Below are 14,722 nucleotides of genomic sequence, written 5' to 3' on the forward strand. Positions count from 1 at the left end.
CATGGCTGCGCGCCTCGTTCTCCCACTAGAAGCCTGTGACGATCCAACTCTCGTTGGGGGCAAAGGAGCCGGCCTTTGCCGCCTAATCCGACGCGGGTTCCAGGTCCCGCCCGGCCTCTGCGTCACGATCCAAGCCTATCGCGAGAGCCTGCGGTCGGGAGTCTTCGACGATGCCGCCCGCTGGGCGCTTTTGCGCCAAGCATCGGATGAGCACAGGCAGGCGATGCTGGAAGAAGATCGCCGTCTCGTCACGTCTTTGTCTTTATCCCAGTCCCTCCTTGACCTCATCGATGAAGAATTGCATCGCCTGGGGCTTGGGCGCGAGGCGACATTCGCTGTCCGCTCCTCCGCCTCCGATGAAGATGGAGCCAAGGCCACGTTTGCCGGCCTGTACCGCACCCAGTTGGGAGTGTCCCGCGAGGGACTCGCCCAGGCCATCCTCGCCTGCTGGGCCTCCCTCCGGACCGACGCAGCTTTGGCCTATCGCCTCCGGGTCGGCGGAAGAAGCGCCATGCCGGCCATGGCGGTCATTATCCAAGCCATGTTGGCGCCGCGTACAGCCGGTGTCGCCTATTCCCGCCACCCGATCACGGGCGAACCACAACAGGTGTTGATCAATGCGGTCTTCGGCCTGGCTGAACCGCTCGTGTCCGGCACCGTGACGCCGGATCAGTACGTCGTGGACGTCGGGGACGGGACCGGCTCAAGAACTGTCATCGAACGGCGACTCGCCGAACCGGATCAAGCGGCGCCGGCCCTGGACGAACGAGAGATCCTGGCCCTGGCCGGCTTGGTCAAAGACGTCGAAAGGCGGATGGGCTTTCCCGCAGACATCGAATGGGCCACGGACGACCAAGGCACCTGGTTGCTCCAGGCCCGGCCGATCCCCGAGCCCCGCCTGCCGGTGGCCGAACGCCGCATCGTCTGGTCCCGCGCCAACTTCAAGGAGACGATGCCCGATGTGCCCAGCCCCCTCGGTATCTCATTCCTGGAAGCGTTCATGGCAACCAACATCGTCAACCATTACCGAGAGCTAGGCTGCCATATTCCGCCCGGTTGGCCAACGGTTCGGATCATGCGGGGACGTCCCTACATCAACGTGTCCCTCTTCCAATCCTTCACCGTTCAATTAGGTGGCGACCCCAGGCTGGTCGTCGAACAAATGGGCGGCGAGGACCGGCCGCCGATCGAAGGCCCCCCGCGCCTGCCTTGGTGGAACATCCTCCGAGCCGGACTCTTGATGGAAAGAAAAATCCGCCGCGCGGCCAAGCAGGCGCCGGCTTGGTTCGCGGAAATGCAACGGATGGCGACGGACCCGTCCGACGAGCAGATGATTCGAGACAAGCCGGTCGATCTGTTGGCCCGGCTGGATCGGCTGAACAAGCGGCTGCGAGACGCAGATCTGACGTTTGCGATTGTGGCCGGAGTCTCCCAAGGATTGTATGCGCTCGGATTGCTACTGCCGCGACGGATCGGTCCGAACTGGCGGCCGCTGCTGAACGAAGCGCTCCAAGGGGTGGGGACGATCATCAGCGCCAAGCAAATCCTCTGGCTGACCGAACTGGCGGACCGGGCCCGGCAAGAACCGGTTGCACGGGAGTTCCTGCTGGCCGAGCCCTGGGCGCCGTTTTCATTCCGGAGCAAGCTGGCCGGGACCAACTTCTTGCACGGCTTCGAGGCGTATCTTGCTGAGTACGGGCACCGGGCCGTGGGCGAATCCGACCCCATGGCCACCCGTTTCGCGGAGATGCCGGACTATCTACTCGGCGTCATCAGGGGCCACCTGCAAGCGCCCAGCGCCAGGCCAAGCAGATCTGCCGACGCCGTTCGCCGAGAGCAAGAAGCAGCCCGTATCAAAGCTTTGGAGCGCATTCGCAAGGCCTTCGGTCGGCGGTGGCTTGCATGGGGCTTGTTCCGTTACATCTACAACCGACTCTGTCGCTTCCTCGCCCTGCGTGAGGCCAACCGCCATCACCTGATGCACTTCACGGCCGCCGCGCGCCAAGGCGAGTTGCAACTAGGGGACACGTTCGTCGCGCTGGACTTGTTACAGTCGAAGGAAGATATTTTCTTCCTGACGCCGGACGAAATTCGAGCCGCCGTAATCGATCCGACCAAGGATTGGAGAGCCTTGGTGGCCGCCCGCCAAACGGAACGGGCGCAGCATAGGCGGCTCGACGCGCCGGACACGGTGATCGAAGGGGCGGACGAAATGCCTCGGGAAGCCGTTGCCCATGGCGAAACGCTCACCGGCATTCCTATCAGCTCCGGCTATGCGGCAGGGCCGGCCCGCATCGTCTGCTCGCCGGAAGACCTGAAGAGAGTTCGGCGGGGGGATATTCTGGTGGTCCCGGTGATCGATCCGGGGATGGCGCCGGTGCTGGGGCTGGCGGCAGGTCTGGTGGTGGAGATGGGCGGGACGCTCTCACACGGCGCGATCATCGCCCGCGAATACGGGCTCCCCGCAGTGGCCAACGTGCAGGGGGCCTGTCGATGCTTGCAGGATGGAGACTGGGTGGCGGTGGACGCGTCGCGCGGAGAGGTCAACATCCTGGGACGATCGAAAGACCAGACCGGATAAGTGGCCCGGCGTTACTGCACCCGGACGTGCGCCCGACGGTTCTTTTGCCAGCAGGCTTTGCTGTGGTCGGTACAGACCGGCCGTTCTTTGCCGAAGCTGGTGGTCTGGATCTGGGCCGCCAAGACGCCCTGACTTTCCAGATATTGCTTCGCCGCCTTGGCCCGTCTCTCGCCGAGCGCCAGATTGTAGGCGCTGGTGCCTCGTTCATCGCAATGGCCCTCGATGGCCACCGCCTGTTCGGCGTTCTTCTTGAGCCGTTCCGAAATCTCGCTCAGTGCGACTTTATCCGCGTCGCTCAGCTTGAGCGCGTCGCGGTCATAGTCAAAGTAGAGGTCCAACGGCTCCGGCAGCTGCACGACAGGTGGAGACGGGGGAGGGGGCGGAGGCGGCGGCGGGGGTGCCTCAGGTTCAGCCACACGCGTTTCCTCAACCGGCGCCGGCGGCGCCTGGGCTTCCATCTGCTTCTCCTGCACCTTGGGCGCTTCGACGGGTGGTGCGGCGACGGACACATCGGCTTGGTTTTCGCTTGTGGCGCAGCCGGCGATCAGAAACGAGAGCAGGCAGACGGGCAGGCTCAGACGCATGAAACCGACCAGGGGGATTCTCGCTTTCGGCATCGTACACCTCAACATCAAGCCGGCCGTGGAGGACAAGCGTTGCTGCGAGCCGCGATATGGGAACCATATCTACCACAGGCATCCGTTGCCTGCTAGTGGAAAGTCCCCCTGCCCGTCGGGCCGGTTGACGGGAGTCGGTTCCTTGACGCGCCTGGGCGATTCCCGTACCCTTGCCTCCAGCTTCGGTGAGTGCCCGGGGAGCAGGGGATGACGGACTTTTCGATGATCGCGACAGCCGCAGCAGGACTCGTGACCGGCCTGATTCTGGGCGGGCTGCTGGCCTGGCTCTGGAGCAGCGCGCGCCTCCGGGCCGAATCTCACGCGACACTGATCGAAGCAGCCGAGCGGACACAACGGGCCGAAGCCTCCGCCGAGGAACTCCGAAAGCAGACGGAAGAGGAGCGGGCGGAACTGACCCGGCTGCGTGACCAGCTTGCCAGCGCCCAGCAGGCGCGCACGGCGGCGGACACCCGCAGCGAAGAGGCGCTCAAGAGCTTGCAGGAGCAGAAGGCGCTGCTCTCCCAGGCCCGCGGCGAAATGGCCGAAGCCTTCAAGGCCCTGTCGGGCGAGGCCCTGAAGACCAACAACGAAGCCTTCCTCTCCCTCGCCCGGACGTCGTTCGAACGGCTCCATGCCGAAGCGAAGGGCGACCTGTCGCAGCGCCAGCAAGCCATCGATGAGATGGTGAAACCGCTGCAAGAAGCCCTGTTGCGTTACGAGTCCCAGATTCATCTCCTGGAACAATCACGTCAGTCGGCCTACGGCGGACTGGACCAGCACCTCAAAAGCCTGGCGGACTCCCATCAGAAGCTCCAGCAGGAAACCGGCAACCTGGTCAAGGCCCTGCGCGCCCCGACGGTCAGGGGCCGCTGGGGCGAGATCACACTCAAGCGCGTGGCTGAGCTCGCCGGGATGGTCGAACATTGCGACTTCACCGAGCAAGTGAGCGTCGAGGGAGACGACGGGCGTCTCCGCCCGGACATGGTGGTGCACCTTCCGGGCGATCGCCAGATCATCGTGGACGCCAAGGCGGTCTTGTCCGCGTATTTGGAAGCCCACGCCGCGCAAGACGAGACGCAACGGCTGGCTTTTCTGCGGCAGCACGCGGCGCAAGTGCGGTCGCGCATGGAAGACTTGAGCGCCAAAGCGTACTGGTCGCAATTTCCCCAGACCCCGAAATATGTCGTCCTCTTCCTGCCGGGCGAACAGTACCTGGGGGCGGCGCTCGAACAGGATCCCAAGCTGATCGAGGACGGGCTGTCCCGCAGCGTCCTGATCGCCACCCCCACCACGCTGATCGCGCTGCTGCACGCCGGCGCCTACGGCTGGCGGCAGGAACAACTGAGCGAGCACGCGCAGCAGGCGGGCCGATTGGGCAAAGACTTGTACGACCGGATGGCGGTCCTGACCGAACATTTGGACGATATCGGGCAATCGCTCGCCAAGAGCGTGCAGGCGTACAACAAGGCTGTGGGCTCGATCGAGACCCGCGTCCTGCCGGCGGCCCGCAAGTTCAAGGAGCTGGGAATCGCCTCCGACAAAGACCTGCCCCGGCTCGAGCCGATCGATTCAGTCCCGAGATCCGCACCACCTTCAGAATGACAGGCACCTTATGAATGGAAAGGATCGCGCATGACCGAGGCGCAACGAATGGTCGAGGAGTTTCATCGCCGGTTCGAGATCATGATCGGAGCAGCCCCGGCCTTGCCCGACGAGGGCACGCGCTCGCTCCGACTCCGGTTGATCCAGGAAGAGTTCGACGAGCTGCGCGAAGCGCTGAGCCGGCCGGATGTCCCCGCCGTGGCCAAGGAGCTGGCGGACCTGCTGTACGTGGTATACGGCACGGCGGTGTCCTGCGGCATCGACATGGAGCCGGTCTTCCGGGAAGTCCATCGGTCGAACATGAGCAAAGTCGGGGGCCACAAGCGGGCGGACGGCAAGTGGGTCAAGCCTCCCGGCTATTCGCCCGCCGACTTGCAGCCCATCCTGGCCGCGCAAGAGCCGGCCGTCCGACCCATGCAGCAGGCTAGACGGACAGAGGCCTGATGGAGCCGCGGTGCCCCAACTGCAAGCAACGCTATACGCAGCGAATCCATCGGCAGGGGTGGTTCGAGCATGTCTTGAGCGTTATCTGCGTCTATCCCTTCCGCTGCCAGCTCTGCACCTGCCGCTTTCGTGCTCTGGCCTGGGGACACCGTTACACAAAAGAACACGTTGACCAGCGCCAGCTCGAGCGGTTCCCGGTCAACTGCCCGGCTCGGTTTTCCGTCAGTCAGACTCGGGGACCGGACCTGGAAGGAGACGCCACCGTGACGGATCTGTCGATGGGAGGCTGTGGGCTTGAAACCCGGTCCATGCTTGAGCCCGGCATGCTGCTGCGGTTGCAGATTCAGACCTGGGAGGATCAGCAGGCGGTCCACGTGACGCCCGCCGTGGTCCGAGCCGTCCGTCCACGGGTCATCGGAGTAGAGTTTCTGGAATTCCAGCCGCCAGAGAAGCAGCGCCTCGGCCAGTTCGTGCAAAGTCTCTTCCTCATCAACCGAGGCCGACGCTAACGAGCAGCCCCGTCCATCCGATGAAGCACGGGGGCTCTGGATTGACCCCGATCCGAGTACAGGGGCACGTACACCTCGATTACCCGCTGCGTATCGCCTGGTTCCTCATTTTCTTGGCCCTCCAACGCCAGTTCGTTCGTCCAAAGACCTGCCGGCTCAAGGACCTCGGGATCGCGACCGATACACAAAGAGGCAACCCCGACCCGTCCGACAGGGCTACGTGCCGGCCGGACAAATCCAATCGGTCTCCGGCACCGTATTTGGAGAAGGAGCGCCGTTACTCAACCCTGGCGTACGGGAGGCCTCGAGAAGGGTAGTGGGAATGACTATGGGCTTACACTGTCCAGAGTGCGACGCAACGGCCGTGCGGCGCACGCCGCGCAGGGGGTTGCTCGAGAATCTGTTGAGCACCGCCTATATCTACCCCTACCGGTGCGAGGTCTGCAGTTCCCGCTTCCGCAGCCTGGAATGGGGACGTCGCTATCGGAAGGAGACTCCGTCCGGCGACCGCCGGCAGCATGAACGATTTGAGATCCGCTGCCCGGCCTGGTTCTCGACGGACGAGGGGGGGCCGCCCAGTCAACAGGGCGAAGCCGTCCTCACGGACCTGTCGTTGGGCGGATGCGGACTGGAAACCGACGTGCCGCTGGAGGCGGGGACGGTCCTGCGGCTACAGATGCAGACCTGGGAAGATCAATTGCCGATCCGGGTGGATCGCGCCGTGGTGCGTTCGATCCGTCCGCGCATCGTGGGGTTGGAATTTCTGCAGTTTCAGCCGAGAGAAAAACACCGCCTTGGGCTGTTCGTGAAAGGCCTCCTCGCCGTGGGCCGCTGCTGAGCTCCGCACTCACCCCGCCTATCGGCGGTTACAATGTCACCAACAGATTGTCGATCAACCGGACGCGGCCGAGGCGGATGGCGCCGAGGAGCACGGCCGTCTTGGTGATGCGCGGGAGCGGTTCCAGGGTCCGCGGGTCGCAGCAGGCCAGATAGTCCACCCGGACGCCCGGTTCCTGCTCCACGACGTGCTGCATCGCGCGCGCGACCTGCGCGCCGAACCTGATGCCCCGCAGGATGGCCGTCCGCCCTGCCTGGAGCGCGTCGTGGAGCACCGGCGCGACTTGTCGCTGCGCCCGGGTGAGGTACTGGTTCCGCGAGCTCATCGCCAGCCCGTCGGCTTCGCGCACCGTCGGGCAGACGAGGATCTTCACCCCGAGGTTCAGGTCTTCCGCCAACCGCTGCACGATCACCGATTGCTGAAAATCCTTCTGTCCGAAAAAAGCCCGGTCCGGCCGGACGATCGAGAAGAGCTTCGTGACGATCGTCGCCACGCCGTCAAAATGGCCGGGCCGGACGACCCCCTCCCATCGTCGCCCCGCAGCACCGGCGACCACCTCGGTTTCAAAACCGGTCGGATACATGGCGGCGGCGGAAGGCGCGAACAGCACGTCTACCCCTTCGCGGCGACAGAGCGCCGCATCGTCCTTGAACATCCGCGGATATCTGGCGTAATCCTCGCCGGGGCCGAACTGGCTCGGGTTTACGAAGAGACTGACGACGAGAGCTTCGCAGGACAAGCGCGCCTTGCGAATCAGCGACCGGTGCCCCTCATGCAACGCCCCCATGGTGGGGACCATCCCGACGCCGACCCCTTCACGCCGGAGGCCGAGACTCCACATGGTCATGGCCGGGACCGATCGGATGATGCGCATCAGGCGGAATCCTTCGCCGCGGCTGCGGAGCTGCAGGAAGGACGGCTCCCATAGCGCAAACTGGGTTGCGGGTCGAGTCTGCGCACGACCGAGCGATCGTCGAGCGAAGCCAGTAACTCCGCCACGGTCTCGTTCAGCACGGGGTGCCGCAAGTCCGGCGTCAATTCCACCAGTGGCTCCAGAACAAACCGCCGGAGGTGCAACCGGGGATGAGGCACGATCAAGCCAGGCTCGTTGATGACGCGGGCGCCATAGAGCAGGATGTCCAGGTCCAATGTGCGGGGTCCGCTTCGATCGTCCTGGTCCCGCCCCAATGACTTCTCCACTTCACGGCAGACCTCCAGCAAGCTCCGCGGCGCGAGGTCTGTTTCGAGGCGGACGATGCCGTTCAGAAACCACTGGGGACCCGGGTTATTCTCCGGCAGGGGCTCCGTTTCGTAGAGCGACGAGACTCCCGTCACAAGGGAGTGCGGCAGGAGGTTCAGAAGCGTGACCGCGCGATCACAAAAATCCAGCCTGTTCCCCAGGTTCGATCCGAAACCGATGTAGACGATCTCGCGTGACATCGTTTGTCAGAGCCTATGACTGATGGCTAAGGCTGATAGCTAAAATCCGGCTTTCTTAATCCGTTCCACCGCCTCCGCCAGCCGTTCCTTCGTCGTGCAGACGGTCATACGGATGTAACCCTCGCCCGGCGCGCCGAACCCGTTGCCCGGTGTCGTCACGATCCCGGCCTTTTCCAGCAAGTGCGCGGTGAACGAGGCGGAGGTATAGCCCTTGGGCACCGTCACCCAGACGTAGAAGGCGGCTGGAGGCGGGTCCACGTCCAAGCCGAGCTTCTTGAGCCCCGGCACCAGCACGTCCCGGCGCTCCTGATACACCTTGCGCAGCCCGTCGGTCACGTTGTCATCCAACTGCAGCGCCGCGATGCCCGCTTCCTGCACGGCCTGGAACACGCCCGAATCCAGGTTGCTCTTCACCTTCCCCAGCCCGGTCAGGACCTGTTTGTGGCCCACCGCGAAGCCGAGGCGCCAACCGGTCATGTTGTAGGTCTTGGAGAGGGAGTGGAACTCGATGCCGACGTCCTTGGCTCCGTCAACCTCCAGGAAGCTGGCCGGCCGCTTGCCGTCGTAGAAAATCTCCGAATAGGCCGCATCGTGACAGACGATCACCTGATGTTCCTGCGCGAAGGCCACCACCTTTTTGAAATAGTCCTTGCTCATGACTACGGAGGTCGGATTGTTCGGAGAGTTCAGGAACATGAGCTTGGCTTTTTTGGCCACGTCCTTGGGAACTGCGTTCAGATCGGGGAGAAACCCGTTTTTCTTTTCCAGGGGCATGAGGTGCGAGATCCCGCCGGCAAAGCCGGTCCCCACCGGATAGACCGGGTAGCCGGGGCTCGGCACTAGGACAATGTCGCCCGGATCCACGAAAGCCAGGGGAATATGGCCGATGCCTTCCTTGGACCCGATCAACGTGAGGACCTCGGAGGCCGGGTCCAGCGCGACATTGAACCGCCGCTTGTACCAGTCCGCCACTTCCTTGCGGAACGCGAGCATTCCCTCATAGGACGGATATTGATGGTTCTTGGGATCGGCGGCGGCGCGGCTGAGCGCATCAATAATCGGCTTCGGTGTCGGCAGGTCCGGGTCGCCGATGCCCAGGTTGATGATATCCACGCCCCGCGCGATCGCCTTCTGCTTCATTTCGTCGATGGCGGCAAACAAGTAGGGCGGCAGGGTCTTGATCCGGCCCGCGAACTCAATCGGAAATCCGGCCATTCTTGCTCCTTTTGTTAGCTTGCTATCTGCCATCAGCCATCAGCTCTTGGCTGCTGGAGCGTCTAGGTTACTTCAGGAGGAGGGCCGCAATCAATGGACGGGCGCTGTGAGGTGGGCGATAAGCCGCTCGGCGATCGAATGCAAGCGGGGCAGATGCGGCTCGGCGCGGCTGAGCAGGGAGGAAGGGTCCTGGCCGGCCTTGGTCACGTCCTCCGGACATTCCTGGCACAGGGCTTCGATGCCGTCCCGCTGCATTTCCAGGTGGAACAGGACTCCGTAGGCTTGCAGCCCGAACCGGAAGGCCTGCAAGGGGAACAAGTAGGAGGAGGCCAGGGGCACCGCCCCGTCGGGCAGGTCGAAGGCCTCGCCATGCCATTGGAACACCTCGAACGGATCGGGCAACGTCCCGAAGACCGGATCCTCACGGCCCTGGTCGGTCACGTGTATCGGCGTCATGCCGATCTCTACCCCGGGCCCCGGTGCGACTTGTGCGCCAAGCGCCTTGGCCAGCAACTGCGCCCCCAGACAGACCCCAAGCACCGGCGTTCCGCTCTCCACCGCTTCCCGGATGAAGGCCGTCTCCGTCTCAATCCACGGTTCCGGATCGTTGACCGACATGGGGCCGCCCATCACGAGCAGCACATCCCCCGCATCGGGCGGCAAGCCGACCTTGGGGACCAGGTGGTTGGAAATGATGAAGTCCTTGCCGACCAGGAGATCGGCAAAGGCCCCGGGCCCTTCGAAGGCGACATGTTGAAGGCAGATCGCGCGCTTCATGGTTCCCTCAAAAATGAATGAGGGATTACAAGAACACAGGGGATGATGGGCCGTCAATAGCACACGACGTTGTATGAGGTGGACATCTTGACCTATTCCACCAGGCAACTAATTGACAGTTCGGTGTAACGGAGCTACCTTCGGTCCAAGTTTTCTAGAAACGCCCCCCTTATCAACTCATCTATCTCAGGTTCATGTGTATTAGAAATGAGTGACAAAATCGCCGACTACAAGGCCTTGCTTGATTTATACATGCGAGCCGTCCAGACGATGGCTGGGAAGCAGCCCTCCGTCGAAGAAACCTGGATGGTCGAAGCAGAGCACCTCGCCCAGAAGCTGTTCATGCATCTTGCATCCCTCCTCTATCTTCGTTCTGGAACCCGAATAGATGAATTTACTGGTCAAAGAATCCATTTCTTCGACTTCGCTTCATCCGCCGTACTCGCACGGACTGCTTACGAGACCTATTTAACGTTCTATTTCATCTTCGCTGTTCCCAAAGCTGCGCAGGAACGCTGCTTTCGATGTCAAGTATGGAAGCTTGGTGGACTTTTGGATAGGCAACGCTTTCCTCCGATTTCTCAAGAAGGAAAGCAACGTCTCGAACAAGAAACGATCCAAATCCAAGAACTTCGCAGCCGAATCGAACAGAGTCCAGCCTTCATTGGACTGCCAGTGAAGCGGCAGAAAGATGTACTTAAAGGTAGATGGAAGCTCGGGAAAACCTGGAAAGAGATCGCCATGGTCACAGGTTCAAGTAAACGCTATTTTGTCGGGCTCTACGCCTATCTGTCATCGTATACACACTCAGGTTATCTTAGCGCACTTCAAGTTGGGCAGGCCGAAGGCAAAGATGTACAGTACAAACTAGGCGAGTTACATGTTGGGGTCGGCCTCTCTCTCATGAGTCATTTTCTCGACGCCTACAGCTCGCTGTTCCCACCGGTTAAGCACCTCATTGATGCTGATTCTGCGAGTAAGAAGTTACTCGAGAAGTGGCTCATTACCGGGCAAGATATGGATCGCTTATACGACTCTCCTAGTACAATTCGTTGACAGAGTCTGGGCTAGAGGACTACCCTGGTTCTCAAATAATATATCCTGGGCTGGCAAGCATCCCTTATATAAGAATACCCATTTCAAGTTCGTCACTTTTTTATGCCTCTTGATCCATTACGCCTTTATCGCCTTGTGCTGGATGTGGCTCTTCGCGAGAACATTGCTCTTCTCAACGTAGGCGAAGGTATTTTTTTCTTGCCAGAGCGCGCATTTGTCTACAATGTAGGTAAAGCGATTGCTGTAAATGCAACGTCTCTATTTGGCTCAGACAGGGTCAGGTGGCTGCCTGAAACGAAAGTTGGATCGGGAGGTCCATCGGATTTGGTTTATGAGGTCGAAGGACAAAAGGGCTTGGTCATTGAATTTAAACGGAGGGGAAATATTGACAGGAATCTACAAGACCTCACTAAATTAGCTGATCTCGACGGTAATAAATATCACCGCTTTTTCTGTGTTCTCGTTGATGCTTGGCCAGAAAAATTGCACGAAGATCCGCGTATTACCAATATCGAATCTTGCCTTTCACCGCCTAAAAAAGTTGCTCGCGTCAAAAGTCAATTCGACTTTTTTTCAACGCTAGATCGTGATTTTGTCAACCAAGTGTGCTGTGTTGTGTGCTTATGGGAGATCACATAGCACGCTTGCGGCATGTCTTTTAATCACTGCTTCTGTCGAAATGCTCCGCAAGCTGCACGCTGGTTAACCTAGGATTTAGGCACACCCGCGGAGACACCGTGAAGTGCAAGCATCGCTTCAAGATCTACGGTCGAGTTCGGCCTCAGGCGCTACTTCCAATTCAATCCCGTTTCTATCTATGGGAATTTGAGGCCCATGATGGACTGCTAACGCACCTTACGGCGACTGTCAACATTCCCAACCGAGACGACTGGCCAATGACAACCATGAGCCCCAAGCCAGGTGTTGCAGCACTTGTTAACCTGAAAGCACCTCACTTACCGTTCATTCAGTTCGAGCTCTATACGATTCAGGGGCTCTTGTCTCTATTCGGTGTGCGCTCGATCGATGTCCAGAAACCCGAACTTGAATGGATAGCCGAGAACGAAGAAGAGCGAGCAGCTCTCCATATTCATTCCTTCAAAAGTGGATATACTGAACCCGATCCACGTTCCATGCCCCTATTACCATTCGATCTACTTGCACGCTCCGTCCTCGCAGCCGAAAAAGCTCATGAAATTGAGATCCCCCTCAACTTCTTCCGCCGTTCTCTGGTCGACATTTTCGAGAAGCAGTATATCGAGGCTATTTATGACCTTTACTTTGTGCTCGAGACGGCATTCGGAAATGGCCAAACAAAGAAGGGTGCAATTCTCAATGAATTCAAAACTTCTCCTGGCTTGCGCGAAGCAGTGGATAGGGCACTCCGAGACCCTGGTCCCGCCGTCGTCCATGAGCAGCGGGTACGACACGATTACGAGTTGAAGTACCGCTGCAAATCCCCCGATGATTACCTACGGCACATTGTGGAACTCCGCGGATTTCTCCATCACCACACCCAGCGTCGCAAGGGCATCTGGCACCCTGAGCGCCAAGAGAAATATGAGACGGAAGCACTTGTGCTTCAAGCCGTCGCATTCAACGTAATCTTTCCACTTGCATTGAAATACCTTGATGATCAGGAGGTGGTTGCCCTCTATCACCAGAATATCGACCGATTCCAATCTGGCCCGAGTTAGATCCACATCTAACAAGACGCCAGCCCCACTCGAGTCCGAGCAGGGGTTTCGTCATACCTATCAGGCTGCTACGGAATCAACACGATCTTGCCGTATGCTCCCGCCTCCATCACCGCCTTGTGGGCCTGCGGAGCCTCGGCCAGCGGCAACTCCCGTCCCGTGACCGGCCGCAAGGTGTCGTTCTCCAGCCCGGCCACCAGAGCCGCATGGATGCTCGCGGTTTCCGAAGGCGTCGCATTGAAGAGGACCATGCCGAGGACGGTGGCATCACGCACCATGAGTTCCCGCGGGCTGACCTCGACCGAGCCCCGGCTCCCGATCACGACCACACGGCCGCCCGGCGCCATGATGGTCAGGTCCTTCCCCAGATTGACGTTGGCCAACATCTCCAGGACGACGTCCACCCCACGCCCATCCGAGAGTCCGATCACCTGGGCCAGGTAGTCCGGCTTCCGATGGTCCAACACATGGTGGGCGCCCTGCTCCTTAACGAGCGCCAGCCCCCGGTCGGACCCGGCGGTGCCGATCACGATCAGGCCCGCGGCCCGCGCAATCTGCACGGCGGCCACTCCGACCCCGCCGCTCGCGCCGTGGACGAGGACGACCTCTCCGCCTTTGGCCCGCGCTTTCTGAAACAACGAGCGGTAGGCCGTCGCATAGGGCACATTCATCCCGGCCCCTTGCGCGAAGGTCACCTTGTCCGGGAGCCGATGTACCTGCTCGACCTTGCAGAGGGTTTTATCCGCATAGGCGCCGGTGAGGGTGCCCGACGTATAGACACGATCGCCCGCCTTGAAGACCTTTACGCCCACGCCGACCGATTCCACCGTCCCCGCCGCGTCCAGGCCCGGCGTATAGGGCATCGGCAGCTTCCCGTAGGAGCCGGCCCGGATGTAGGTGTCTACGGGATTCACGCCGGCGGCCTTGACCCGTACGAGCACTTCGCCGGGACCCGGCGATGGATCCGGCACGGTTTCCAGCTTCATGACGTCCGGTTCGCCGAATTGATGGACTCTGATCGCCTTCATGCGTTCCTCCTCGGGCTTCGGTCGGGGGCGTTTCCGATGATTATTCCCTGGCCCAGTCGGCCGAAGCAATCACTTCCGTGAATTTCGTCAGCGGGATGCCGTACCTCCGCTCAAGTTCCTCGATGTCCCCCTGATAGCCTTGTTCGTTGAACCACCGGAACATCGCGGCCAAATCGTCCCCGAAGGCGGCCGGAGCCTGGTCGTCCGGGACTTGTTGGAACCGGATGGGGCGCCCCATGGTGCGCGACAGGTACGTCACCACCTCGATCATGGTCAGTTCGTCTCCCGCCAGTTCGATCGCCTGGCCGAGAAAGTCATCGGGCCGCATGAAGGCGGCCGCCCCGAACTCGCCGATGTCCTGGAGCGCAATCATCTGCAGCTTCCGGTCGGGTCTCATCGGGAGCGCCAGCGTGCCTTGCAGGATGAAGGGGCGGCAAAAGGTGCCGAAGTTTTCCATGAACCAGACGGGCCGGAGAATCGTGGCGGGGAGATCGATCCTTTGGATGTGCTGCTCCACCTGCCACTTGGTGTCGAAATGAGGAATGCCGGTGTTGCGCTCGGCCCCGCCGACCGAGGTATAGACATAGTGTCGCACCCCGGCCTGCTTGGCCAGATCGGCCAGCATCGTGCCTTGCGCAACCTCTTCGTCCATCCCGGCTTCGAAGGGCGTGGACATGGCGAACACGCCCTGCACCCCCTGCAGCGCCGCCCGGAGCGAAGCCGAATCGGTGAGATCGCCCTGCGCCACCTCGGCGCCTTCCTGCACCAGCCAGGCCGCTTTGGCCGGATTGCGGGTGAGGGCGCGGATCTTCTGGCCTCGGCGCAACAGGCTCCTGGCCACCGCCCCTCCCTGTTGTCCCGTGGCACCCGTGACCAAAATGATCTGCGTTTCGCTCATGGGCTTCCTCCTGTATGCAT

Annotated in this window: 15 protein-coding genes; 8 read left to right on the forward strand and 7 right to left on the reverse strand. The window is 61.2% G+C overall.

The features are described from left to right. Position 1 precedes the first annotated feature (1 nt). On the forward strand, positions 2-2,581 hold the full coding sequence (locus EPO61_01840) for a hypothetical protein (protein TAJ10577.1): 2,580 nt from the start codon (positions 2-4) through the stop codon (positions 2,579-2,581). 11 nt (positions 2,582-2,592) lie between these two features. Here EPO61_01840 and EPO61_01845 read toward each other — a convergent pair whose 3' ends face one another. Then, complete coding sequence (locus tag EPO61_01845; GenBank protein ID TAJ10684.1) at positions 2,593-3,039, reverse strand: peptidoglycan-associated lipoprotein; 447 nt, start codon at positions 3,037-3,039, stop codon at positions 2,593-2,595. A 381-nt stretch (positions 3,040-3,420) separates the two neighbouring features. Here EPO61_01845 and EPO61_01850 point away from each other — a divergent pair, with 381 nt between their 5' ends. The 4 genes from EPO61_01850 (at position 3,421) to EPO61_01865 (ending at position 6,591) form a co-directional block, all read left to right on the forward strand. Beyond that, positions 3,421-4,800: a DNA recombination protein RmuC gene (locus tag EPO61_01850; protein ID TAJ10685.1), complete on the forward strand. Its 1,380-nt coding sequence runs from the start codon at positions 3,421-3,423 to the stop codon at positions 4,798-4,800. A gap of 30 nt (positions 4,801-4,830) precedes the next feature. Beyond that, positions 4,831-5,244 (forward strand): hypothetical protein, encoded by a 414-nt coding sequence (locus EPO61_01855; protein ID TAJ10578.1) that lies wholly within the window; start codon positions 4,831-4,833, stop codon positions 5,242-5,244. Next, positions 5,244-5,753, forward strand: a complete 510-nt coding sequence (locus tag EPO61_01860) for a PilZ domain-containing protein (GenBank protein ID TAJ10579.1) — start codon at positions 5,244-5,246, stop codon at positions 5,751-5,753. The genes EPO61_01855 and EPO61_01860 overlap by 1 nt, the downstream gene beginning before the upstream one ends. A gap of 322 nt (positions 5,754-6,075) precedes the next feature. Then, positions 6,076-6,591, forward strand: a complete 516-nt coding sequence (locus tag EPO61_01865) for a PilZ domain-containing protein (protein ID TAJ10580.1) — start codon at positions 6,076-6,078, stop codon at positions 6,589-6,591. Between the two features lie 28 nt (positions 6,592-6,619). On the opposite strand, the gene EPO61_01870 is transcribed toward EPO61_01865, so the two are convergent. From EPO61_01870 to EPO61_01885, 4 genes are all read right to left on the reverse strand, one after another. Then, positions 6,620-7,465 (reverse strand): pantoate--beta-alanine ligase, encoded by an 846-nt coding sequence (locus EPO61_01870; protein TAJ10581.1) that lies wholly within the window; start codon positions 7,463-7,465, stop codon positions 6,620-6,622. Next, positions 7,465-8,031 (reverse strand): 2-amino-4-hydroxy-6-hydroxymethyldihydropteridine diphosphokinase, encoded by a 567-nt coding sequence (gene folK, locus EPO61_01875; protein ID TAJ10582.1) that lies wholly within the window; start codon positions 8,029-8,031, stop codon positions 7,465-7,467. Before folK ends, EPO61_01870 begins: the two co-directional genes overlap by 1 nt. 39 nt (positions 8,032-8,070) lie before the next feature. Then, positions 8,071-9,246: an LL-diaminopimelate aminotransferase gene (locus EPO61_01880; protein TAJ10583.1), complete on the reverse strand. Its 1,176-nt coding sequence runs from the start codon at positions 9,244-9,246 to the stop codon at positions 8,071-8,073. Positions 9,247-9,336: 90 nt separating this feature from the next. Next, positions 9,337-10,023, reverse strand: coding sequence for a type 1 glutamine amidotransferase (locus EPO61_01885; GenBank protein TAJ10584.1), 687 nt, complete (start codon positions 10,021-10,023; stop codon positions 9,337-9,339). Between the two features lie 207 nt (positions 10,024-10,230). Here EPO61_01885 and EPO61_01890 point away from each other — a divergent pair, with 207 nt between their 5' ends. The 3 genes from EPO61_01890 (at position 10,231) to EPO61_01900 (ending at position 12,776) form a co-directional block, all read left to right on the forward strand. After that, a complete protein-coding gene (locus EPO61_01890) occupies positions 10,231-11,079 on the forward strand; it encodes a hypothetical protein (GenBank protein TAJ10585.1) in 849 nt (282 codons plus the stop codon). A gap of 102 nt (positions 11,080-11,181) precedes the next feature. Then, the gene (locus tag EPO61_01895) at positions 11,182-11,718 is read left to right on the forward strand and encodes a hypothetical protein (protein ID TAJ10586.1); all 537 of its coding nucleotides are present in this window, start codon (positions 11,182-11,184) and stop codon (positions 11,716-11,718) included. Positions 11,719-11,816: 98 nt separating this feature from the next. Continuing rightward, entirely contained in the window at positions 11,817-12,776 is a 960-nt protein-coding gene (locus EPO61_01900) for a hypothetical protein (protein TAJ10587.1), read from the forward strand. A 68-nt stretch (positions 12,777-12,844) separates the two neighbouring features. On the opposite strand, the gene EPO61_01905 is transcribed toward EPO61_01900, so the two are convergent. Both EPO61_01905 and EPO61_01910 read right to left on the reverse strand, forming a co-directional pair. Further along, a complete protein-coding gene (locus EPO61_01905) occupies positions 12,845-13,804 on the reverse strand; it encodes an NADPH:quinone reductase (protein ID TAJ10588.1) in 960 nt (319 codons plus the stop codon). Between the two features lie 40 nt (positions 13,805-13,844). Then, on the reverse strand, positions 13,845-14,702 hold the full coding sequence (locus tag EPO61_01910) for an NmrA/HSCARG family protein (GenBank protein TAJ10589.1): 858 nt from the start codon (positions 14,700-14,702) through the stop codon (positions 13,845-13,847). Positions 14,703-14,722: the final 20 nt, after the last annotated feature.

The organism is Nitrospirota bacterium, from assembly GCA_004296885.1.
Lineage (GTDB): Bacteria > Nitrospirota > Nitrospiria > Nitrospirales > Nitrospiraceae > SYGV01.